The 23236-nt window shown below is 49.5% G+C and carries 20 protein-coding genes and 1 pseudogene; 13 read left to right on the forward strand and 8 right to left on the reverse strand.

The window, feature by feature from the left end:
* Positions 1–92: 92 nt before the first annotated feature.
* Positions 93–848 carry a polyprenol monophosphomannose synthase gene (locus ACXIT9_RS08460; RefSeq protein WP_458055796.1) on the forward strand — a complete coding sequence of 252 codons (756 nt, stop codon included), beginning with the start codon at positions 93–95 and terminating at the stop codon, positions 846–848.
* A 73-nt stretch (positions 849–921) separates the two neighbouring features.
* Here the strand turns inward: ACXIT9_RS08460 and ACXIT9_RS08465 are convergent, their stop codons facing one another.
* Positions 922–2139: an ABC transporter permease gene (locus tag ACXIT9_RS08465; RefSeq protein ID WP_458055797.1), complete on the reverse strand. Its 1218-nt coding sequence runs from the start codon at positions 2137–2139 to the stop codon at positions 922–924.
* A gap of 42 nt (positions 2140–2181) precedes the next feature.
* Between ACXIT9_RS08465 and ACXIT9_RS08470 the strand changes: the two genes are divergently transcribed.
* Entirely contained in the window at positions 2182–3414 is a 1233-nt protein-coding gene (locus ACXIT9_RS08470; protein WP_458055798.1) for an exo-beta-N-acetylmuramidase NamZ family protein, read from the forward strand.
* 86 nt (positions 3415–3500) lie between these two features.
* Positions 3501–4604, forward strand: coding sequence for an MBL fold metallo-hydrolase (locus tag ACXIT9_RS08475; RefSeq protein ID WP_458055799.1), 1104 nt, complete (start codon positions 3501–3503; stop codon positions 4602–4604).
* A gap of 88 nt (positions 4605–4692) precedes the next feature.
* Here ACXIT9_RS08475 and ACXIT9_RS08480 read toward each other — a convergent pair whose 3' ends face one another.
* The 4 genes from ACXIT9_RS08480 to ACXIT9_RS08495 all read right to left on the reverse strand — a co-directional run bounded on the left by ACXIT9_RS08480 (position 4693) and on the right by ACXIT9_RS08495 (position 8550).
* On the reverse strand, positions 4693–5208 hold the full coding sequence (locus tag ACXIT9_RS08480) for a hypothetical protein (protein ID WP_458055800.1): 516 nt from the start codon (positions 5206–5208) through the stop codon (positions 4693–4695).
* A gap of 174 nt (positions 5209–5382) precedes the next feature.
* Positions 5383–6480 (reverse strand): DNA polymerase IV, encoded by a 1098-nt coding sequence (gene dinB, locus ACXIT9_RS08485; protein ID WP_458055801.1) that lies wholly within the window; start codon positions 6478–6480, stop codon positions 5383–5385.
* Complete coding sequence (locus ACXIT9_RS08490) at positions 6473–7753, reverse strand: anthranilate synthase component I family protein (protein WP_458055802.1); 1281 nt, start codon at positions 7751–7753, stop codon at positions 6473–6475. Before ACXIT9_RS08490 ends, dinB begins: the two co-directional genes overlap by 8 nt.
* A gap of 74 nt (positions 7754–7827) precedes the next feature.
* Positions 7828–8550, reverse strand: coding sequence for a YceI family protein (locus ACXIT9_RS08495; protein WP_458055803.1), 723 nt, complete (start codon positions 8548–8550; stop codon positions 7828–7830).
* A gap of 249 nt (positions 8551–8799) precedes the next feature.
* Here ACXIT9_RS08495 and ACXIT9_RS08500 point away from each other — a divergent pair, with 249 nt between their 5' ends.
* The 7 genes from ACXIT9_RS08500 to ACXIT9_RS08530 all read left to right on the forward strand — a co-directional run bounded on the left by ACXIT9_RS08500 (position 8800) and on the right by ACXIT9_RS08530 (position 15095).
* Positions 8800–9333, forward strand: a complete 534-nt coding sequence (locus ACXIT9_RS08500) for a gamma carbonic anhydrase family protein (protein ID WP_458055804.1) — start codon at positions 8800–8802, stop codon at positions 9331–9333.
* Between the two features lie 108 nt (positions 9334–9441).
* Positions 9442–10155 carry an esterase family protein gene (locus tag ACXIT9_RS08505; RefSeq protein WP_458055805.1) on the forward strand — a complete coding sequence of 238 codons (714 nt, stop codon included), beginning with the start codon at positions 9442–9444 and terminating at the stop codon, positions 10153–10155.
* Between the two features lie 6 nt (positions 10156–10161).
* Positions 10162–11118: an ATP-grasp domain-containing protein gene (locus ACXIT9_RS08510; protein ID WP_458055806.1), complete on the forward strand. Its 957-nt coding sequence runs from the start codon at positions 10162–10164 to the stop codon at positions 11116–11118.
* 2 nt (positions 11119–11120) lie between these two features.
* Positions 11121–12233: a carboxylate-amine ligase gene (locus ACXIT9_RS08515; RefSeq protein ID WP_458055807.1), complete on the forward strand. Its 1113-nt coding sequence runs from the start codon at positions 11121–11123 to the stop codon at positions 12231–12233.
* Positions 12234–12281: 48 nt separating this feature from the next.
* Complete coding sequence (locus ACXIT9_RS08520; protein ID WP_458055808.1) at positions 12282–13106, forward strand: type 1 glutamine amidotransferase; 825 nt, start codon at positions 12282–12284, stop codon at positions 13104–13106.
* Between the two features lies 1 nt (position 13107).
* The gene (locus ACXIT9_RS08525; protein WP_458055809.1) at positions 13108–14298 is read left to right on the forward strand and encodes a hypothetical protein; all 1191 of its coding nucleotides are present in this window, start codon (positions 13108–13110) and stop codon (positions 14296–14298) included.
* Between the two features lie 62 nt (positions 14299–14360).
* Positions 14361–15095 (forward strand): hypothetical protein, encoded by a 735-nt coding sequence (locus ACXIT9_RS08530; protein ID WP_458055810.1) that lies wholly within the window; start codon positions 14361–14363, stop codon positions 15093–15095.
* Between the two features lie 101 nt (positions 15096–15196).
* Here the strand turns inward: ACXIT9_RS08530 and ACXIT9_RS08535 are convergent, their stop codons facing one another.
* The 3 genes from ACXIT9_RS08535 to ACXIT9_RS08545 all read right to left on the reverse strand — a co-directional run bounded on the left by ACXIT9_RS08535 (position 15197) and on the right by ACXIT9_RS08545 (position 19598).
* Entirely contained in the window at positions 15197–15427 is a 231-nt protein-coding gene (locus ACXIT9_RS08535) for a hypothetical protein (protein ID WP_458055811.1), read from the reverse strand.
* Positions 15428–15494: 67 nt separating this feature from the next.
* Positions 15495–16736, reverse strand: coding sequence for a hypothetical protein (locus ACXIT9_RS08540; protein WP_458055812.1), 1242 nt, complete (start codon positions 16734–16736; stop codon positions 15495–15497).
* Between the two features lie 81 nt (positions 16737–16817).
* On the reverse strand, positions 16818–19598 hold the full coding sequence (locus ACXIT9_RS08545; RefSeq protein WP_458055813.1) for a M14 family zinc carboxypeptidase: 2781 nt from the start codon (positions 19596–19598) through the stop codon (positions 16818–16820).
* Between the two features lie 129 nt (positions 19599–19727).
* On the opposite strand from ACXIT9_RS08545, the gene ACXIT9_RS08550 reads away from it, so the two are divergent.
* From ACXIT9_RS08550 to ACXIT9_RS08560, 3 genes and pseudogenes are all read left to right on the forward strand, one after another.
* Positions 19728–21071 (forward strand): DUF5723 family protein, encoded by a 1344-nt coding sequence (locus ACXIT9_RS08550; RefSeq protein WP_458055814.1) that lies wholly within the window; start codon positions 19728–19730, stop codon positions 21069–21071.
* Positions 21072–21271: 200 nt separating this feature from the next.
* The gene (mdh, locus tag ACXIT9_RS08555) at positions 21272–22207 is read left to right on the forward strand and encodes a malate dehydrogenase (RefSeq protein ID WP_458055815.1); all 936 of its coding nucleotides are present in this window, start codon (positions 21272–21274) and stop codon (positions 22205–22207) included.
* Positions 22208–22529: 322 nt separating this feature from the next.
* Positions 22530–23212 (forward strand): annotated as a pseudogene (locus tag ACXIT9_RS08560) (tyrosine-type recombinase/integrase).
* The last annotated feature ends 24 nt before the right edge of the window (positions 23213–23236 follow it).

Consider the following 23236-nt stretch of genomic DNA (forward strand, 5'->3'; position numbering starts at 1 on the left):
CCCTTCCCCCCTTTTTTTTGTCTTTAAGCCTGAAAATTAAAAAAGCCACCTAACTTTGTGAGGTGTTTTTTTAATTTTTCACCCGAACACGTATGCCCGATAGAAAGCTCGTCATCATCCCCACCTATAATGAAATCGAAAATATACACGATATGGTGCATGCTGTCCTCAGCCTGCCTGAACTTTTCGACCTGCTTATCATAGACGATGGCTCACCCGACGGCACCGCAGAAGCAGTGCAGCAGCTCCAAAACCCCTACCCCAACAGGCTGCATCTCCTCCAGCGTAGTGGCAAACTAGGACTCGGAACCGCTTACCTAGAAGGCTTCCACTTCGCCCTACAGCAGGACTACAGCTATATTTTTGAAATGGATGCCGACTTCTCGCATAACCCCCTCGACCTGCCTAAACTACTCGCGGCCTGCCAAAAAGAAGGTTTTGACATGGCCATCGGCTCTCGCTACATCACGGGCGTTAATGTGGTCAACTGGCCCATGTCGCGTGTACTGATGTCTTTTTTCGCCTCCAAATATGTCCAATTCATCACAGGCATGCCCATCAAAGACGCCACTGCTGGCTTTAAATGCTACAAACGCGAGGTACTCGAAACCATCCCCCTGGACAAGATAAAATTTGTGGGCTATGCCTTCCAAATCGAAATGAAATTCTCAGCCTGGATTCGAGGCTTCTCCATAAAAGAAGTTCCAATTATCTTCACCGACCGCACACGAGGGCAGTCTAAAATGAACATCGGCATTTTTAAAGAAGCCGTGTTCGGTGTCTTTCACATGAAACTACGTAGTCTGATCCGCCGCCCCAAGCACCGTAAACCTAGCTCTACCTCTTGATCTTGATGGGTCAGAATACAGCATCTGCCTTCACTTTGCGCCACTGGCGCAAAGCCAAAACATAGCCAAAGATCTAATCGAAACGAATGGCCTTAATAGGCTGCACTCCTGCAATCAAGCGTGCTGGAATCAGTAATACGAGGGCCGTCAAGACGAAAACAAAAACGTTTAAGCCGATCAGCAGCGGCCAGTTCCAGGCAATCGGCACGGCCTCCATGTAGTAGGCCTCCGGATCCAGCCGGATAAAACGAAATCGATCCTGCAGCGCGCCCAGCCCAAGGCCGATCGTGTTCCCGATAAGCATCCCCTTCCCAATAATCCGAATTCCATTCCAAAAAAAGATGCGACGAATCAACTGAAAAGAAGCCCCTATTGCTTTTAGGAGGCCAATCATCGGCGTGCGCTCCATGATCAAAATAAAGAGCACGGAAACCATGTTAAAGGCCGCCACGAAAAGAATCAGGCCTAAAAACACATAGACATTATTATTCAGGAGTGCGAGCCAGTCGAAGATATCTGCAAAGCGGTCTTTTACGCGCTGTAGGCGCAGGTCGTAATCCATCAGATCTTCTAGCTCCAGGTAAGCAGCGTCCAGAGCAGAAGGATCCTGCAGAAAAAGGGAAAGCCCACCCACCTGATCTGCGTTCCAGCCATTCAGGTTACGCACCGTCTGAATATCTCCGATGATGATTTTTTCATCAAAAGCCTCCATGTACGTCTCGTAGATGCCTACGATTTCTACATTGCGAAAACGTGGCGGGTCCTGAACGAAATACAGCACAAATTTATCGCCGAGCGAAAGCAGGAGCTTATCGGCGATTTTTTGAGAAATCAAAACCTCATTTACCGCTTGCTCGGCATCGTGGCGGATAAACCTGCCCGCCTTCAGGGAGGGACGAAAATCTACCGTATCGAAGTCGACGGCTATTCCTTTAAAAAGCACCCCTTCCACCTCCTCCTCACCCTTGATCAGCCCGGGCTTGTGGGCATAGGACTGAACATGCCGTAAAACTGGATGCTCCCGATGATCGCGATAAAAAAAGCTCTCCGTGCTCATGGGGCTCTCCTCGTAGGCATTGCCCGACATAAACTTGGTCACCTGCAGATGGCCGGTAAAGCGGTAGATCTTCTCCCCTACCTCACGCTGAAAACCCCCTAGAATCATAAATGCCAACATGGATACGGCGATCCCTATAGCCACACTTCCAACCGCGATCCGATGGATCGTCCCTGTAAAACCGCCACTGCCTTTAAAACTGATTCTTTTCGCTATGAAATAGGAGAGGTTCAAAGATTTTATCTAATTTAGTTCTAAAATACACCCAAAGATACTATGAAGCCCTCACAAATTACGCTCCTACTTCTTTTTTTCAGCCTGATTTCCCTTCGATGTCATGCGGACCGGGGCAGCAGTTCCGAGGATAAAAACCCAAGTGAGCAAGAAAGTGTAAGCGCTGGTGCTTTAGACATCCTCGCTGGAGCAGACCAGCCAGAGCGCTACCTCCCCCTGATGGCAGGAAAACGGCTTGGCTTAATCGTGAATCAAAGCTCCCTGCTGCAGCAAGCGGGCAAAAGCACGCATCTGGTGGATTTTTTGCTGGCTGAAGGACAGCAAATCCAAAAAATATTCGTCCCCGAGCATGGCTTTCGCGGTAACGCAGACGCAGGCGAGCGTATCGGAAATGAAACAGACCCCGCCACGGGCCTCCCTCTGCTCTCCCTGTATGGTGATCAGAAAAAACCGCAAAAACAAACGCTGGAGGATGTAGATCTGCTGGTTTTTGACTTGCAGGATGTGGGCGTGCGCTTTTACACCTATATTTCTACGTTACATTATGTGCTAGAGGCCGCCGCAGAAGCGGGAAAACCTGTGCTCATCCTAGATAGACCGAATCCGAATGGGGACTATGTCGCAGGACCTATCCTAAAAAAAGGGTTTGAAAGCTTCGTCGGTATCCACCCCATCCCTGTCGTGCATGGGCTTACCGTAGCCGAACTGGCCCGGATGATTAACGGAGAGGCATGGCTTTCAGGGGGGCTGCAAGCAGAAATAGAAGTGGTGACCGTGGCCAACTGGAACCACCAGACCCCTTATGAGCTTCCTGTCCGTCCTTCGCCTAATCTTCCGAATTATCAGTCGATACGGCTGTACCCATCGCTTTGTTTTTTCGAGGGCACGGAGGTGTCTGTAGGACGTGGCACCCCCTTTCCCTTTCAGGTATACGGCTATCCACAGGCGGGTTTTGGTCCCTTTTCTTTCACTCCAGCACCTACAGAAGGGGCGAAAAACCCTCCACATAAAGGAAAACAGTGCTACGGACAAGACCTAAGAGCAGCGGAAGATAAGGCTGCAGCAGGATTTACCCTTGAATTTGTGCTGGACGCCTACCAGAAATCGGGGAAAGGTGCCGGCTTTTTCACGAGCTTCTTCGATAAATTAGCAGGTACGGATGCGCTGCGCAAAGGTATTTTAGCAGGTATGACCGCCGAAGAATTAGAAGAGAGTTGGGCAGAGGAGCTCCATACCTACAAAAAGATGCGCGAAAAGTATCTTTTATACGAATAATAAATGGTCTAGGGTGCTCTTTAATCGGAAAATCAAAATTTGTCGTAAATTACAACCAAATGCTTCCTTGCATGTTGTAAGAGAGCATGAAAAAAGGTTTTTTTCTATCGCTTATTATCGCACCCCTACTCATGATCGCAGTTTATACCCCAGGGAAGGTGCAGGAAGCTGGTACTTTTGTTTCTAATGAAGAGTTAGAAACAGTGGCCGGCATTGAAAATTGGCAAGGCACGCCTCTCGACAGTAAGGGGCGTTATGTTAACCTGTACCAGCCCTTCGAATCGAGTTTCAAAGATTTACTTAAATGGCAGCTTAGTAAAAACCCACAAAAGACAGAAAAAGAAAATGATTATCGGGAACCTCCCGTTACGAATCAAAAATTAGATTTTAACACCAAAGAGGATTTTCTTATCTGGTTGGGCCATGCGAGCTTCCTCATGCGCTTAGATGGGGTAACCCTGCTCACTGATCCCGTACTGATCGATAACACCTTTTTAAAACTGCGCCATGCGCTGCCCTACGACCTCTTAGAAATACCCCAGCTGGATTATATTCTCCTTTCACACGCCCACCGTGACCACTGCGATAAGGCGACGCTAAGCTTTTTATTCGAACAGCATCCCAATGTGCGCATCCTAACAGGCTTAGGTATCGGTGAGGTCATTGGAGATTGGCGTAGTCATAGCAAGCAGACCATCACGGAAGCAGGCTGGTTTCAGCGCTTCCCCCTTAAAAACAAAGACTTAGAAATTACCTACCTCCCCGCTCGCCACTGGTCGAGGAGAGGCCTGTTAGATGAAAATAAAACACTATGGGGCGGATTTTACATTAAAAGTACATCTAAAAGCATCTTTTTCATGGGCGATAGTGGCTACGACGCTCATTTTAAATTAATCGCTGATGCTCTGGGAGCTCCCGACTACGCCATCATGGGAGTGGGCGCTTACAAGCCCGAATGGTTTATGGCACAAGCCCATATAAGTCCCTTGGATGCGATCAAAGCCTTTAATGAAATGGGTGCTAAGACTTTTATTCCCATGCATTATGGCACCTTCGACCTTAGTGATGAACCTTCCCTGGAACCTTGGGATGTACTCTGGGAACACAAAAAAACGATTCAGGGCAAGTTAGAAGAGGGCATACTGGGCCGAAATTACTTTCACTACGATAAAACAGAACGCTTTTTTTAATGGTAAAGCCAAAAAATCGCTCCCTCCCTAAAGCAAAGCAGGCGACACTGTTCCAGCCAGAGGAGCAGCGCCGCCATACCCATCTACCTTATAACTTAAATACAACACCCAAATTTAACCACCCATAGGTGTTACCAATTTCTCCATAGGCACCAAAGCGCTCTGAAAAGTAATACCGTGCCCCAGCATGAAATGCCGGCACAATGCCCCCGACACGAATCCCCTCAAAACCAGTGCTGAAGCTTCTATAATAAATTCCTAGACCACCATAAAAATCCCACTCCTCTTCTAAACCTACCAATTCCGCAAAATGATAGGAAGCTCGCCCACCTATATAGGTAATCGAAAAACCAGTAAAGCCGACGTAACCGAACTCCCCACCAATACCGAGAACACCCTGTTCGAGCGCTTTTAGGCCATACTCCACTCCTGCCCCCACAGGCAAGGTGCCGCCTATGCCTCCCGTATATACTGTACCGAAGCCGATACCTGCATGAAGTACCACATCCTTTTCCTGAAAAGTCTGGGCCTGAGCGCTAAACTGCCATAACAACAAGAAGAGGCAACCTAAAGAAAGACGAAACGAGCGTACAAAATTTTTCATAAAACATTCATTTTAAAGGGTAAGCAAAAGAAAATGCAGAACAATTAAGAAATCAAAAGAAATAACTAACAAAGCAAATATAAATGGCTAAAAAATTGAAAACAACTAAATGAACATCTTACCCTATAACTTAAACGCTTAAATGAGCTAAATCCAGTTTTCACCCCTTAGAACTTATATACGCTTGGAAAAATCGATGACGAGCTGGACTCCCTGCTGCTCGGGCTGAGTGTTTAATTTCTGCAAGCCCAAACCCATCAGCCGAATGGGCTGTTTCAGTGGCTCCTGAGCCAGAAGAGAACGGTATAGCTCCTCGAGGCTCTCCTCCGAAATGTAGTGCTCCTGACTTCGAGAGCGCGTCTGCTGACTAAAATCGCTGTATTTCAATTTCAGCACCGCTGTACGCCCCTTTAGCCCTTGCTTGCGAAGGCGCTTTTTTAGATCTTCTAATAAGCGCTGAAGCGCAAATTCCAACTCGTCTTCTGCTAGTAAATCTTGCTCAAACGTGCTCTCTACGCTGATGGACTTACGCATCCGGTCCGGCTGTACCGCCGCATTATGGATTCCACGGACGATCTGGTAATACTGCTGCCCCGATTTCCCAAAATGCTTGGTCAAAAAAGCTAAGGAAAATGCCTTTAACTCCGCACCCGTGTAAATGCCAAAGCGATGTAATTTAGCAGCCGTCACCTTTCCTACTCCATAGAACTTTTCTATCGGTAGACGTTCTAAAAAAGCCTCAGCTTCCTCCGGCAAAATAACCGCCTGCCCGTTCGGCTTGCGTAAATCCGAGGCGGTCTTGGCCAAAAACTTATTGTAACTCACCCCTGCCGATGCCGTTAGTCCTGTTTCTAGAAAAATCTGCTTACGGATCAGATAGGCCATATAAATCGCAGACTTATAGCCATATTTATTTTCTGTTACATCTAAAAAGGCCTCATCGAGAGATAATGGCTCCACGAAATCAGTAAAAGAAAAAAAAATCTCTTGCACCTGCTGCGAGACCTCCTTGTACACCGCGAAACGCGGAGGAACGAACACCAACTGAGGGCATTTCCGGATGGCTATCTTGCCCGGCATGGCGGAGCGCACCCCGAAGGCCCGTGCCTCGTAAGAAGCCGCTGCCACCACACCGCGCTCTCCTCCACCCCCTACGGCTACAGGCTTGCCACGCAGCTCCGGATGATCACGCTGCTCCACAGAGGCAAAGAACGCATCCATATCCACATGAATAATTTTGCGCCAGCGCCCTACTTCCTCCTGCTTATTCACCTGCTAGCACCCTCCTGATACCGCTTGCTTTCAACTGGCATTCAGCATATTCCTCCCCTGCTTTTGCATCGATGGTGATGGCTGATCCTACCGCAAAAAAGCCTTTCTCCGCCGCCCGATCGTAGAAAAAACTGCGTATGAGGACATTCATGTCCACCTCCCCCCCTGGCTTCCAGTAGCCGAAGGTGCCCGAAAACCAACCCCTTCTAAAGTTCTCTAGCTCCTCTATCGCCTCCATGGTACGGATTTTAGGCGCTCCTGTCATGCTGCCCATAGGAAAGGCGGCAGCCAGCAGCTCCTGCAGCCCTATCGGTCCAGCAAGCTTCGCTTTCACTGTGGAAATCATCTGGTTTACGCGTGGAAAGGGATAGACCCCAAAACGCTCCACCACTTCCACAGACCCTAAGGTCGCTAGCTTGGCGAGGTCGTTGCGCATCAGGTCTACGATCATCAAATTCTCCGCCCGCTCTTTTTCTGAAGCTGCCAGCTGAAGCCGTAAAGCCGTATCTTCTTCCGGACCCTTGCCCCTGCTGATAGTGCCCTTCATGGGCTGGGCCCAAATCTCCCCTCCCTGGAGCTTTAAAAATCGTTCTGGTGAAGCACAAGCGAGAAAACGATCGCCTACCTGTAAAAATCCACCGAAAGGCATGGGATTTTGCGCCGCGAGGCGCAAATAAAAATCCACAGGATCCAGCTGCCCTTTCACTTGGTAAGCCATACAAAAATTCATTTCGTAGACCATGCCCGCACGAATGAGCTGATGAATCGCCGCCACCCGCTCCGCATATGCCTCTTCCGAAGTAAGGGCTTCTACCTGTAAAGGTCCCCTACCTAGCACCACACGCTCACCCCGGCGGACCTGCCGCACCTGCACGAAGCGATGCTGCCAAAGTGCCGCCGCCGTCCCCTGCAGGACATACTCCTCCCCTTCCCGAAAAAGGGCAAGATCAGGTAAAAAAGCGAAGGTTTCCGGTGTATCCACCAATACCGCGTTCTCGGAAGTAAGTTTCTCCAAACGGTTTTTATAGTCATAACCTACACAGAACGGAATCGGTAGGCCCAAGTGCTCTGCCTGCGCTGCCACCTCCTCTAGATCTAGGGGCTGTGTCCCTGCAAATAAGCCAAATCGAAAGGGCCCTAAAGGAAAATCCGCCTGCCCCCGTGGGTCAAATAACGCCACATATGGAAAATGCGCCGACAAAAGACGTAAGAAAAGGGGGAGGTCATTTTCCTTTACAGGGATTCGATGGATGGGCAGAGTGTTTTTATTCATAACAGCAGCACAAAAATAAAAAAAAGGGAGCATTTCTGCTCCCTCCATGTTTGTTTGATTAGGGTAATGTAAATTTAGTTGGCCTTGATGTCGAAACCTACACTTACTGTGTTGTAGATAAATTGATCCTTGGCTTTGTCTACAGCATTCGACTCATCACCGTAAGAAAGACCCCACTGGGTTCTGTCGATGTTAAATCCAGCCTTCGCCATCACAGCACCATCCTGCATACGGACAGAAGCAGGGAATTTGATGTTTTTCGTGTTGCCACGCATGGTCAAGTTACCCGAAATCCAGTGAGTAGGATTATCTGCCAGCAAGTCAGAAGCACTCTCAGGGGTGTATTCTGTTTCGAACTCATCCTTGTCCTCTACGTCAGCAGCAGATGTAAAAGGCTCGATTTTCGTTACTTCGAAAATTGCCTCAGGATGGTTCGCTGCATCGAAGAAGTCATCCGACTGCAGGTGACCCCACAGCTTACCATAGTTTTCATTATCCTCTGGAATATCTTCGATTACAAGGCCCGTAATGTCAAAAACAAACTTGCCACCTGTGATCGCGTCGCCATCCACTACAAGCTCTCCTGAAGTAACAGGAATTTTACCCCAGTGCTTTCCTGCAGGCTTGTAACCCGTCCAGGACACAGCGCTGGCGCTTAGGTCTAAGGCTAAAGCCGAACCTGAAGCTTCACCCACTTCCTGTGCGTCTGTCGTTTCTACTGTGTCGCTAGGACCACCGCAAGCGAAAGCCAATAAAGCCGCTGATAAAAAGAGACCTGATTTTTGTAATAGTTTCATAGTTTATTTAGTTGTGTTAATTTCGGTATTAAATGTACATACACGAAAACCGAAATCAGTAAAAAAAGTTCGAACCAAGATGAATTTTTTTTCGTCTTAGGCGTGCATTATTTGCTTAAGGCCTCATAGAAGGGCATTTAGCAAATAATCTTTTATGGCCGCCCGCTTTTTCAGTCGAAAACTTGAATTTACGTGGCGAAATCTTTAGGTTCGGGTTTTCTAAAGGAAGTGAAAAATAAAATTAGTTCTATGGCTTTAATAAAAACAGTTCGGGGCTTCGCCCCAAAGTGGGATTCTGGCTGCTGGTTCGCTGAAAACGCTACGCTGGTAGGAGACATCATCATGGGAAAAAACTGTACGGTCTGGTACCAGGCAGTGATTCGTGGCGATGTGCATGAAATCCGCATCGGAGATGATACGAATATCCAAGATGGTGCGGTGATCCATGGCACTTACCAAAAAGCAGGAACGCGAATAGGCAGCAGGGTATCAGTAGCGCATAAAGCGATTCTCCATGGCTGCACCATTCACGATGATGTGCTCATCGGCATGGGGGCCATCGTTATGGACCATGCCGTCGTCCACAGTGGCGCAGTTATCGCCGCAGGAGCTATCGTCCTGGCCGGCACCGTGGTGGAAGCCAATAGCATCTACGCAGGAATACCAGCGAAAAAAGTAAAAACCACTGGGCCTGAAATGCGCGAAGTGATACAGCGAACGGCAGCCAACTACCCACTTTATGCCTCTTGGATGCAGGAAGCAAGCGATGTGAAGGGCGGCTGAGGATTTTTTTGTGCAGAGCACATAAAATTTTGTAAAAAAGAAGACTTAAAAACTTTTGCTTTTCGAAAAAAGCCGCTTATTTTTAATTCTCAACCCTATCGAAACCGAATGAAAGAAGAATATTTTAAATGGTACTCCCATCACCTCATGCGGGATGTGGAAATGCTGGTGTTCGGCCATGCCGGCTATCCGGTGGTCCTTTTCCCGACCTCCATGGGCTCTTTCCATGAAAATAGGGACATGGGTCTGATAGGCGCCGCCTCTTGGTTTATCGAACAGGGCCTTATTCAGGTGTTTTGTCCCGACAGCCAGGATAAATTCAGCTTTTACGATAAACAGGCCCACCCCCATAACCGCATCATGTCGCATGATGCGTACGATAAAATGATCTGCCATGACATCGTCGAAAGGATACGTCTGCAGACAGGGGTAGGCAAAGTGGTGATGGCCGGCTGCAGCTTCGGCGGATACCATGCAGCGAATTTCGCCTTCCGCCATCCCGGCTACGTGAGCCACATGTTTTCGCTATCAGGCGCATTCGATATCCGCACTTTTATGGATGGCTATCAGCATGAGCAGATTTTCTACCACTCTCCACTCGAATACTTACCTGGCCTACAAGATCGAGAGCTTTGGAACATGGACATCGTGCTGGGCACCTCGAACTGGGACATCTGTTTCGATGCGAACATCAAGCTTAGCGATACCCTCGAAGCGAAGGGAATCCGCCACTGGCTCGATGTCCGAAAAGACCGGCAGCACGACTGGCCCGTCTGGAAAGAAATGTTCCCCCACTATTTATCTCGTATTAAATTCAATTAATCTTTTATGAAAAAAATTGGTATTCTTTTCGGCATGGAGGACACCTTCCCGCAGGCCTTTATCGATCGTGTAAACGCCAAAAATGAAAAAGGTATCGTCGCAGAAGCGGTAAAAATAGATAAGGTCGTCCAAAATCAACTGACCGAGTACGCCGTCATCATCGATCGTATCAGTCAGGATGTGCCTTTCTACCGCGCTTATCTGAAAAATGCCGCCTTAACCGGTACGGCTGTTATCAACAATCCCTTCTGGTGGTCTGCGGATGACAAATTCTTTAACAATGCGCTGGCTGACACCCTCGGAGTTCCCCTCCCGAACACGGTGATCCTCCCTTCTGCAGAGCATCCTACCGACACCACGTCGAAGTCTTTTCGTAACCTGGCCATGCCTCTCGACTGGCAGGCGATTTTCGACTATGTGAAGTTTCCTGCCTACATGAAACCCTATGCAGGAGGGGGCTGGAAAAATGTGTACCGACTGGAGAATCAACAAGAATTTTTCGAAAAACATCAGGAAACGGGGCAGCTAGTGATGCTGCTGCAGGAAGAAATCGTTTTTGAGGAATATTTTAGGGTGTATTGCCTGGGCGGCAAAGCAGTGAAAATCATGCCTTACGAGCCTAGAAATCCGCATCACCTGCGCTATGTCGTGGATCGTCCACCGAGCAGCAAGAAGCTGCTAGCCAAAGTGAAAGAATATACCATCGCCCTGTGTAAAGGGCTTGGCTATGATTTTAATACCGTGGAATTTGCAGTGAAAGACGGCGTGCCTTATGCGATTGATTTTGGCAATCCAGCCCCTGATGCGGACATCAACTCGGTAGGCGCTGAGAATTTCGAATGGGTAGTAGAAGAGGCCGCTAAAATGGCTATCGCCTATGCCAAAGCCCAAAAACCCGGAAAGATCAACTTGACCTGGGGTACCTTTATGAAAGATGCTGTAGCAGACGCGAAACGTTTTTAAGCATGGCAAAACTTCCTAACTTCACCCTAGGCGTAGAAGAGGAGTATCAGATCATAGATCCCGAAACGCGGGATCTACGGTCTCATATGTCCAAAATCGTAGACGGAGCGAAAATCTTCCTGAAAGAGCAGGTGAAAGCAGAAATGCATCAGTCTGTCGTGGAAGTGGGAACGAATATCTGCAAAACGGTGCAGGATGCCCGGAAGGAGGTCGCCTTCCTCCGAAACCGCATCCACCACCTAGCCGCCGAGCAGGGCCTCATCGTCGGCGCCGCAGGGACACACCCCTTCAGCCGCTGGATCGACCAGGCCATCACCGATGACCCCCGCTACCATAACATTATAAACGAATTGCAAGACACCGCCCGGGGCAATTTGATTTTCGGGCTCCATGTCCATGTGGGCATCGATAACAGAGACATCGCCATGCAGCTGATGAACCAGGCCTGTTATTTTCTGCCACACATCTATGCGCTGAGCACGAATTCCCCCTTCTGGGAAGGGCGGAATACAGGATTTAAGGCCTTTCGGGCTAAAGTCTTCGCCAAATTCCCTCGAACGGGACTTCCCGAGTATTTTGACTCGGTGCAGGCGTACGACAGCTACCTCGAAACTCTCGTGAAAACTAACTGCATCGATAATCCGAAAAAAATCTGGTGGGACCTACGCATGCACCCTTTCTTTCCGACGATCGAGTTTCGCATCTGCGATATGTGCTTGACAGTAGACGAAACGATCTGTATCGTGGCACTTATCCAGGCGGTGGTGGCCAAGCTGTACAAACTGCACCTCCAAAACACAAGCTTTAACATCTACCGCATCGCACTCATTCGCGAAAATAAATTCCGTGCGGCACGCTACGGAACGGAAGGACAGATGATCGACTTCGGACGAAAGCAGGAAGTGCCGTACAAGCAACTGATGAACGAGCTGCTCGACTTTATCGACGATGTCGTGGATGAGCTTGGCAGCCGAAAGGAAATCGACTACGTACGTACCATCCTTCGAGAAGGTACCGGAGCGGATAAGCAGCTGGCCGTTTTTCAGGAAACGGGAAGCTTAAACAGTGTAGTAGATTTCATTACCGACTCCTTTTTAAAGGACATAAAAGAGTAATTTTCAGGGATTTTCCGTATTATTGCGCCCCCTCAGTTGAACTAAATTATGCAAGTAGTAGGAATATTAGATCTATACGCCGGAGAACCGAACCAAGGCATGCGCTGCATCCAAGAGATCATCGGTCGCCACTCGGAGGAGCTCGCCTTTCAGGTGTATGATGTGCGCGGCAGTGCCGAACTCCCTCAGCAGATCGACCAGCACCGTATCTACGTCGCTACAGGGGGACCCGGAAATCCGGAGGAAGGAGATGGCATCTGGGATAAAGCCTTCGGGGATTTCATCCAGGCCATTTACGAAGCGAATCAGCAGCGCGAAGAAAAAATCTACGTCCTGTTTATTTGCCATTCCTTTCAGATGGCCGTCAAGCACTTCGGGCTCGCCCAGATTACCAAACGAAAGGCTACCTCCTTCGGAGTGATGACAATCCACAAAACAGCAGAAGGGCAAGACGACCCTCTATTTCAGGCGCTCGAAAATCCCTTCTGGGCAGTGGATTCCCGCGACTATCAGGTGGTGAAGCCCAAGAAAAAACGCTTTACTGAAATGGGCGCTGCCATTATCGCGCTGGAAAAAATCCGTACCCATGTGGAATATGAACGTGCCATCATGGGGGTGCGCTTTTCCCCTGAGATGGTGGGCACCCAGTTCCATCCAGAGGCCGATCCGGAAAGCTTCTTGCACCACCTAAAAAAGCCCGAGGTGCGTGAAAAAATCATTGCCCTAAAGGGCAAAACCAAATACCGAAGCATGCTCGAACACCTCGTAGATGAAAAAACCATCTACAAGACCAACGAGACGCTGATTCCGAACTTTTTAGCCCAAGCGCTGGCGGCCTGTTCTCCTAGCCCGCTAGCCGAAACGCAGCCCTGATATGATCGAAAGCAGTCGCGCACAGTTTAATGCCTCCTTTTCTCCGGAGCGCTATCAGCAGCTATTAGCCGCCATTCATGCGGATTTTCAGTATACGCCCACCTTTCGTGTGGCGGAAACACCGATCTTCATCGATGCTGAAATGAAAGGCATGCTGCTGGAAGCTTGTCAGCAACTTCTAAATTATATCCAAGCACCTGACTTTAAAGAGAAAAGTGAAGGTGCACTGGCCCATGCCCCGAAAGTGCCAAATGAAAATCCACACCCCGAGTTTTTAGCCATCGACTTTGGCCTCTGTGAGGAGCAGGGAAGGCTGGTGCCTAAGTTGATCGAAGCCCAGGGGTTTCCCTCCATCTTCAATTTTCAGTACCACCTCTATCAAAAGTATCTTCAAACATACCCCTTCCTTTCGGCCTATACCCCTTTTCTGAGTGGATTGGAGCCTGAAAGCTATCAGGCCCTCCTGCGCCAAACCATCCTGGGTGATGCGGCAGCGGAAGAGGTTGTCCTACTCGAAATAGAGCCCGAGAAACAAAACACCAAAATCGATTTCTACTACTGCGCCCGTGATCTCGGTATACAGATCTGCTGCGTGACAGAGGTGATCAAAGTTGGGAAACAACTCTTTTACAAAACCACAGGGGGGGAGCTACAGCGCATCAAACGCATTTATAATCGGGTTATTTTCGATGAGCTGAGCCAAAGGAAGGACCTGCACCTCTCCTTCTCTTTCGAGGAAGAGCTGGATGTTTACTGGGTAGGCCATCCCAACTGGTTTTTTCGCGTGAGCAAGTACCTGCTTCCCGACCTGAAAGGACCTTATTTTATCGAAACGCAGCGGCTGAGTGAGGTAAAATTGCTACCGAAGGATTTGGAAAACTATGTCTTAAAGCCTCTCTTCTCCTTCAGCGGTGCAGGTGTGGTCTTCCATGTCACCCCTGAGGCTATTGCCGAAGTGGAGGACCCTGAACATTATATCTTGCAGAAAAAGGTGCAGTATAAACCCCTCATTCAGGCCCTAGAAGGACAGGTGAAGGCGGAAGTGCGCATGCTGTTTCTTTGGCCCGCGGGCCAAAGTCAGGCCACTCCCGTCGCTAATTTGGTACGCTTAAGTCGGGGCGAAATGATCGGCGTGAAGTTTAATAAAGACAAAGACTGGGTGGGCGGTAGCATAGGACTATTTGAAAAATAAATTGAACAGATAATCGGCTTATCAATTCTTTACGTAAATTTGCGGTAGAAAGAATAGAAGTCATGACAGCATTTTTAGGTAGCTACGGTTTCGCCCTCCGTAGTACCTTGCTCTTTTTTATGTACCTACTCATCTCCTTTGGACTCTCTGGCAGACTCGCTGCCCAGGGTACTACGGATATGGCCTTGGTCACCTTTGACTACTCCCAAACACGTCCGCTGTATATGCCACGTGTTTTCGAAAATTTCACCTCCATGCAGAGCCATGAAATCCGCATGAAATTTCATCGCAAGCTTTTTGAGAATTTTTACGCAGGATTCGGTGCCAGCGTGCGCTTTTACAGCGAACAGGAAGACCGACAGGAAATGTTACTTTCGTACCAAAATACCTTTTTGGGCTTGAGTCCAAATCTCTATTACTACTTTCCGCTAGACGCTAGTTTTGATTTGTTTTTTGGTGCGGTGGGTACTTTAGAACAGGGCACGGGCCTCGTAACACAGTGGCGACGAAATTCAGAGGCTCCTGCTTCTCTACTACAAGAAAACAGCCTGCGTGAAATCTTTTTTACTGCACATCTAGAAATTGGAGCTGCCGTGCATTTGACGGAGCATGTCAGCATCATCGCAGCCTTTAATACCTTTGCGATAAGCCGTAACCGATCTCGATTCGGAGATACAGCAGAGCGACAGGGCGTGATTCAGGAAGCCATCGTTTTGGATGGTTGGCAAATGCGTGACTTTTCCGGTCAGCCCGACTTTCGTGTGGGTATTCTGCTACGCTTCTACAGAGATTATTAGCTTCGCGCATGAATCGGTCTCCAATACGCGCAGCAATGGTTATCCTCCAAAAGGAATTCATAGCCTAGGAGATCATGTAATAAAGGTCAGGATCACTTTTTTCAGCGCCTGTAGCCGTGTGGATTTATATCGGCAGTGGAAATGTCGCGCCGAATTTCGCCCGTGGTGACATTCTCCATCATGTGCAGGGTCCGATCTGTCCAGTGTACCTCTTTCACCTCTTGCTGAAACCGAATCCCTACCGTCTGACATTTTAAAATCAAATCATTTCGGTCATCCGCTTCGATTACCTGCTTGGTACCCTGATGGAAGTATAGCGTGTAAAAAGGCATAGTGTTGCAGTTTTAGGTTAAAGCTCTTGTCCATTAAACCCTAAAATACCTTGGATTGTTTATGTGCTCAGGGAGGTAAACGTTCGAATGCCAGAGGCTGTCCAAAAAGCCCTTCCAAGGTTTGGAAGTCCCCTTCCAAGCCTAGATCCAGCGCCCTATCCCAAAGCGCCTGCCGTTCTTTTCGTTGCCCATGAGAGGTGTCGGCATCGTAGGCCTCCTGCAGGCGATTCATCAGCCGATACGCGCGCATAAAGGCTTGATTCAGCTGTCCCTCGAAGTCATCCCGAGACCAGACAAAACCCTCCAACCACCCCTTCAGCAGTAGGCTGACTATCTGCACCATATCGAAATGGCGCTGCTCATGGTTAAGTGCATAGGCACTTTGGCCCCCAGGCCGCACCCAACTGTCTCTGGGCAGCATAAACGCCCGAATCCGCACGGGAACCTCCAAAAAGCCCTTTTCCATGCTTGCGGTAAAGTCCATGGCTAAAGTGGTGAATATGCTGGCATTAAAGCGCGATCCCGTGGTCATCCGCCCTCGAAAGTCTGACCAGCTGAGTGTCCTTCCACTGGCATAAAAAACGGTGTCAGAGGCCGTACCTCCCTCCTCGATGTAGGGTCTAACACGGATACCACGTGCCAGCGCCGGATGCCTCCCCTGCTCCGCGGCCAACCAGCGCTCCGTATAGTCGCGCATGCCGCTGAGGGCACGGTAAAATAGGCCATCCACATAGGAAATGCGGGATAAGGGCCGTGTATAGCTTAGCGTATTCGAAAAAGTGAAAAGCGTGTCAGGCCGCGCATAGCCATCGAGCGCATAAAAGACAGCCTCCAGTCGCAGTTCACCCTGCGCATGGCCCGCTTGTGCGGGCGCCTCTTCGATAAGTAAACGGCGTATTTCCCAGCGCCAAGGGGGCATGTCCTTTTCGGGGCGGGGAGCATACTGCCAAAGGAGCTGAAATTTTTCCTCCACATACTGCGGCCAGACCAAAGAAAGGGCACCCCCATCGGCGGCTAAAATTTGCCCTTTGGGCGTAGAAGGAGGCTGCAAGAAGCGCAGCTCAGGGATCGCCTTCGGCAAAGGCAAAGGGGAAACGCTCCGCTGAAAGAGGGTGTAGGTGCGCGCTTTTGCGTCTTTGCCAACAGGCGCCTGGCGCATGCTGGTGTTTTGCTGCGCGAGCAGCACAGGCATCCCTAGGCCTAAGCCGAAAAAAAAGACAATAAACCGGGCAAACAGGCCGCTCCAGGCCAACCCGCAGTCTTTTTGGCCCTTCCTCCATTTGCTGACTTCCCTATTCACTGCATGCATACGCTACCCCAAATCGATAAGGCCGGAAGCCCTCTGGCCTCCGGCCTTTTATTAGCCTAAGATACGTGCTCAGCATCCATTTTACAAGGAATCCCAGTGCAAAAGCGCATTCCAAACCAAGCCGGCATCATGCTGATTCAAGTGGCGATGCAGCGGATCGAAGGTAAAGCCTAGTACCCGACCTTTGCCCATCGGGCTCAGGCTCACCGCGCTGTGGCCGATGATTTTATCTTCATTACGCACCATACCAGAGAGCACATAGGGCAGCTTTTCGCCGATTTTCGGCTGCGCTTTTTCGTAGCCCACCATAGCTGCAGCACCCCAAATTTCCCCTTCGTAAGGCAGCTCCTCCTTCAGAGGCTGAGTTCCGTACTGCAGCAGCACCTGCTCTCGCTTATACTTGGTCGGCTTCATCAGTGGCGCATTTCCGCGGAAAAGGTGCGGATACTCTCCATAGCCATTAAATAAGGGATGTGCATCCGCGCGCACCATCGCTTGCACGAGCGAGCCCGGGTGGAACAAGCCCCCCGCATCCACGGCCTGATGATCCGGAAAGAAGCCAGCCTCCAAGAGGATTCCTGTCATGTTATCCAGGCTGATCAGCAGCCCGCCGCGCTCCACGAACTGCATAAGGGCTTCCATCCCCTGGAAGCCAGGCCCTCCTGTCATATCGGGTGTGGAGGCAGGAAAGCCATGCGAGGGAAATTCCTTCGTAGCCGTGTAAGGAAGAGGTCCGAAACGCTTGTCCACCCCATGGATGAAGGTGCTGGCATTCCCCCGTACGCGGGGCATTAAAATGACATCGAAGCGCTCCTTCAGCCCTCCCTTTCGGAGATCATCCTTATCGATATTCACGAAGGGAATCCCGCGCTGCTCGAGCGTAAATCGGGACCAGCCCTCATCTTGGGTGTTGAACCAAGTATGGTAGATGGCCACGCGGGGTAGCTGCACAGGTTTCCGTAGGGCCGCCTCCGGCGCAAAATCCCCTGCGCGGACGTCGAGTTCCCAGCGGCTGGCCAAGTTTTCCATGCTGGCCGCGGGTACATTTTCAATCCACAGACTGCCAGCAGGATAATTCTGTCCGGCAATGTCTAGGGCTTGGGTCAACTGATGAAAGCGGGCATTTTTATGCTGCTCGCGGGCGGCATAGAGCAGGCCCAGGAGGTTTTGTTGGCCTTGGTGTGCGATGAGGTAGCTGCGTCCGGAGCCCTCCACTGTGGCGGCATAGCGTATGGGCTCGGTGCAGCGCTGCAAACCTTGCGTGCCGCTCTCCCACTCCTCCAGGGCCTCCACCTCTACCCCATACAGCAGGGGCAGTGTCCAGGCGATGGCATCATAGGGCGGAAATTTAGCTTCCTTCGGGTAGGCCTGTGGGGTAAGCAGCGACACAAGCAGGTTACGGTAGGGCTGCTCGCTGAGCAAAACATAGTCCGAGGCATTTTCATGCACTTCGATGCCCTGCTTTTGCAGCTGCGCTGCCAGATAAGCTGCCATGGCCGGATCCCGCTGCTCCTTGGCGATGCGGAAAGCGCGTGGTCCTTCTTTCCGGCCTTTTTCTAGGCTATTCAGGCCCTTTTTGTAAAAATTATGCAAGAGCTGCCGGGCATTCGTAGCGCCATAATGCAAGGAAGCCAGTACGCCCACCATGGTGTAGTTGATGTTATTTCGGAAAGACCAGTACAGCTCCTGCGTCGGGGGATCGGGTCGGTACCACTCCTTTGAGGTGGCCGGATCTCCCGCATAGCGGCTGCTGGAAAGATCCCGCAAATAGGTATTCGCGCCTGCATTGCCATAGGTTTCATAAAAGCGGCCCGTAGCGTTATGGTTGTTCGCCACCCAAATCCCATAGCCCGGGTACCAGCCATCATAAAAGCCCCAGTGCCAGGCGCCGGGCATGCCCTGGCCCGCCACGGTAGCGATGTCATGGTTCGCCATCACCTGCCACTCGCCCACTGTAATCGGGTCGACATAGTCATTATAGGGTCCTGTGCCCGTGGACACATACAATAAAGGAACGGATTCATGAAGATCCAGCATCACCGGGGGGTGAAACTCGAAGAAGCCCTGGAAAATTGACTGGGTGATGCGCTGGGAGATCTGCAAGCCGTCGCGGTTATTATCATGGAACACATACTTGCCCCAGTAAGGTGGCGAGCGCGGAAAACCATCATCGTAGACCTCCCGCTGCTTGGTGTAGCGATGGTACCATTCTACCTGTTTTTCCAGCCCGTCTGGCTCTGAAACCGGATTGATAACGGTGATGATGCCTTCTCGAATTTGCTTGATATCCGGTGCGTCGTCGATGGCCAGGCGGTAGGCCAGCTCCATGAGCATCTCCGGAGAGCCTGTTTCCGTGGCATGCATGCCGCCATTTACGTAGTAGACCAGCTTGCTGTCGTCCAGCACTGCGGGCAGTTGTTCAGCAGGAAAGCTGCGTGGATCCGCTAGCTTTGCCAGCTGCTGTTTATAATGAGGCAAGCGCTCCAAGGTAGCGGCATCGCCGATGACCACGAGCAGAAACCGGCGTCCCTCCTCCGTTTCGCCCATATCCTGCAGCTGCACATGTGGCGAAGCTGCCGCCAGGGCCTCGTAATAGCCATAGATTTCTTGCAGGCGGTGAAGCTCGCCCGGGCTGCCGATGATATGCCCGAAATGCTCCAGCGGAGAGGGCACGGTAGGGTGCTGAGGCAAGGAGAGCAGCGACTGAGGTAAAAAGCGTTCGTCGGTGGTATGAGCCCGGATGGCATCGACATAGGCCTGATCGATGGAAGCCTGCTGGGCGAGGAGCTTTTGGCCTCCGGCCAAAAATCCTAAAAGGAGCCACCCGATTAGGGGCAAAGTGCGGCGTATACTTCTCTTCATCTTTTACTGTTTTTTCTGCGAAAACATACGCTTTATTTTTCATATGAACCACATAGTTTACAGAAATGGCGCTATGCCCCTTTCGAAGGAGGCTGTCGATTTTTCAAAAAATTCTCTTATCTTCAGCTCATGAAACATTTCCGTACCCTTCTATCACTTGCTGCTCTTGCCCTGGTGGGTCCTTTGCAGGCACAACAGTTTTATCCTGGTCCGGCAACGGGCGTCCGAAGAGGCTTTTCAAGTATCTTGATGAATCCTGCTGAAATCACTTCTCTGCACCGTACGGTGGAGCTAAACCTGGTTCAGATGAATGTAGGTGCTGGCGGAAACATCGAAGATTTCGTTTTGAATATTGATAATTTTGGAAATGGGCTAGAAGAAAGCCTGACTTCCCGCGTGGATCCCTTGGATTTTCGAATAAATGGCCATATTCTGGGGCCCTCCATCGCTGTGCGCGCTGGAAAAATCGGTGTAGGCCTAAGCTCTCAAATTCATTTTGGAGGGGATTTCGCTAACATCAATCCCAATCTAGGTACTGCCCTTGCACAGTTTGACAGCCCTGACTTTACGAGCACCCGTATACAGGGAGGCCCTCCGCAGCGGGCTAACTTCTTTTCGTATGCCCAGCTTTCGGCCCATGTGGGAGGCGCACTGATCGAAGATGAAAACAGCCGATTGAGCATCGGTGCCAGCATTCACTTTTATGCCCCCGTGGCCTTTGCGGAGGCGGAGGTTCGCAATTTAAACGCCACTCTTTTCGAGGAAAATGGCGATTTACTCATGCGAGATGCGTCAGGCTCCGTCCGTCTAGCCTATTCACGGGGCGCTGACCTCGATGGGTCAGAAAATTTTGATGTGCAGGGCCGGGTATCCCTAGGTTTGGATATTGGTGCTACTTATTTGTTAAAAAACACGGCAGTAGGGCACGTACAGGTGGGTGCGGCGCTGCGCAATATGGGAGCCTTGCTTTTTGACGATGCCCTAGAGTCCTCTTATGCCCTGAATGTCCCCGCAGGAGAAGCGCTGAACCTCAGTGCCCTTTCCGGCACCTTTGAGGAAATCGAAAGCCAGCTTTTGGCGAGTGGTTTTGTTAGCCTCCGGGATCAACGCTCCGAGTTACGCATACCGCTGCCCACGACCTTGGCACTCTATGGGGATTTTCAGCCCCTCCCCTTTTTGCAGGTAGGCGCTTATTTCCAGAAGCGCTTGCAGGCCAATAATCCTGCTGGACAGATCGTCGGTCAAGACCTGTTTGTGCTGACACCCAGCCTCTTTTTTGGGCCTTTCGAGGTCTATTTCCCTACAGGGGTTTATGAGGTCTATGGTTTTGCAGCGGGTGCAGGATTGCGCTTGGGAGGCTTCTTCATCGGCACCAGCTCCGGGCTTAGCAGCGCCCTAGGCAGACAGAACCATGCCGACATACACTTCGGTCTGAACCTGGGTATCGGGAAAAAGTTAAATATACTCAACTGATAATCAGCCCTATAAACCTTTATGCAGATTTATTGGTATCTGTGACAGCTTAAAAGAAACGCTGCCGTTTTCGGTCAACTATAGCATTTAACCATGAAAGAAGCCGAAAGAAGCCCTTGGTTTGTTTCATTTAAAACGCTTTGTGGCTTATATTAGCAGAACTTTTAAATAAAGTATCGAAAAACAATAAATCTATAATCATGACTAAAGTTACAATTGTCGGAGCCGGTAACGTGGGCGCCACATGTGCGGACGCGATCGCTTACAAGAGAATTGCCAGTGAAGTTGTATTAGTGGACATCAAAGAGGGTTTTGCCGAAGGCAAGGCGCTGGACATCATGCAGACCCAGACGACCTTAGGGTTTAACACGAAAGTGGTCGGGAGCACGAATGATTACAGCGTAACGGCTGGCTCCGATGTGGTGGTCATCACTTCTGGCGTTCCACGTAAGCCAGGCATGACGCGTGAAGAGCTTATCGGCATAAACGCCGGCATTGTAAAAACGGTAGCTGAGAGCATCATCGCACATTCTCCAGACGCGATTTTCGTGATCGTGTCGAATCCGATGGATACGATGACATATTTGACCTTAAAGGCTACAGGTCTTCCGAAGGAGCGCATCATCGGTATGGGTGGAGCTTTAGATAGTTCTCGATTCAAGACGTATTTGTCCCAGGCTTTAGACAAGCCTCAGAATGATATTCATGGCATGGTAATCGGTGGTCATGGTGATACGACGATGATTCCTTTAACACGTCTGGCTACGTATAATGGTCTTCCTGTATCAGACTTTTTAGATGCGGCTGCTTTAGAGAAGGTGGCGGCAGATACGATGGTGGGGGGAGCTACCCTCACGAAATTACTCGGAACCTCTGCATGGTATGCTCCGGGAGCTTCAGTGGCTTATTTGGTAGACAGCATTTTAAACGACCAGAAGCGCATAATTCCTTGTTCGGTATACTTGGACGGTGAATACGGGGAGTCTGACATTTGTATCGGCGTTCCTTGTATCATTGGAAAAGGTGGCGTAGAGGAGATTTTGGCTTTGGATCTAAACGAGGAGGAGAAAGCCCTTTTCGCGAAAAGTGCTGCTGCCGTAAGAAACATGAACGAAGCACTTACTACAGTACTCTAAATCGCTTTACCATAATTGAAAAAGCCGGCTGTTTCAGTCGGCTTTTTTTTGTGCTCTCCCCGCTGGGGAGAGCTTTTGTTTGGGAACAGAAAAAGCAGGCTGTTTGGAGTAAGATTTTTTTGTGCTCTCTGTTTGGAGTAAGGTATTTTTGTGCTCTCTGTTTGGAGTGAGGTTTTTTTGTTCTCTCCCGGAGGGGCAACTGCAACTAAGTCCAGAAGCACGGCAAAAATGGCTTTCCTATATTGGGGAGAACCCATTTATTGGATTAGCTGAAATTCATAAATCAATACAAAAAAGTAAGTTCATAGCGGTTATGTTGCAAATGCTTCATTCCCAGGGCTTTCATCATTTTGCCTTAAAAATAGGCCCTAACTCAGCGCAAATACTTAAAATATTTTCGCAGCGTAAAAATAGTGCACATGAAGTTGAAAAATTAAGTAGGACTTACAGAAAAAACACAAACCCCCTATTGTTTTCATTGACAGCTGTTTTAAAAGCAAGGACTAATTTAAAACATAAGGCAATTCTCCTGATCATTTATTCAGCTGGCTTAAGATTAGGCAAATTGATTCAATTAAAAATTAAGGATATTGATTCTAGGCGAATGCAAATTAGGGTAAAAAGTGGTGTAGGAAAAAGGATAGATACACATTACTTTCTGATAGGACATTGGAGGTTTTGAGGAATTATATCAGAGAAGTAAGACCCTATTATTTTTTATTTGAAGGATTTGGGAGTACGTTAGAAAAACCTGTGAAATATGGAAGAAGGAGTGTTCAAACTATTTTGAAAGCAGCTGTTGAAAAAGTCAGGATTAAGAAAAAAGTAACTGTCCATATCTTACGCCATTCCTTTGCTATTCATATACTGGAGCAAGGGACAGATTTACGGTACATTCAGGAATTACTAGGGCATGAAAGCCCGAAAACGACTCAAATTTATACTCATATTACAACGAGAGGTTTTGGACAAATAAAAAGTCCGTTAGACAACTTGGAAATTTAAGGGGGTAGTTGTACCTTTCTGTAA

This window comes from Nitritalea sp., from assembly GCF_054166705.1.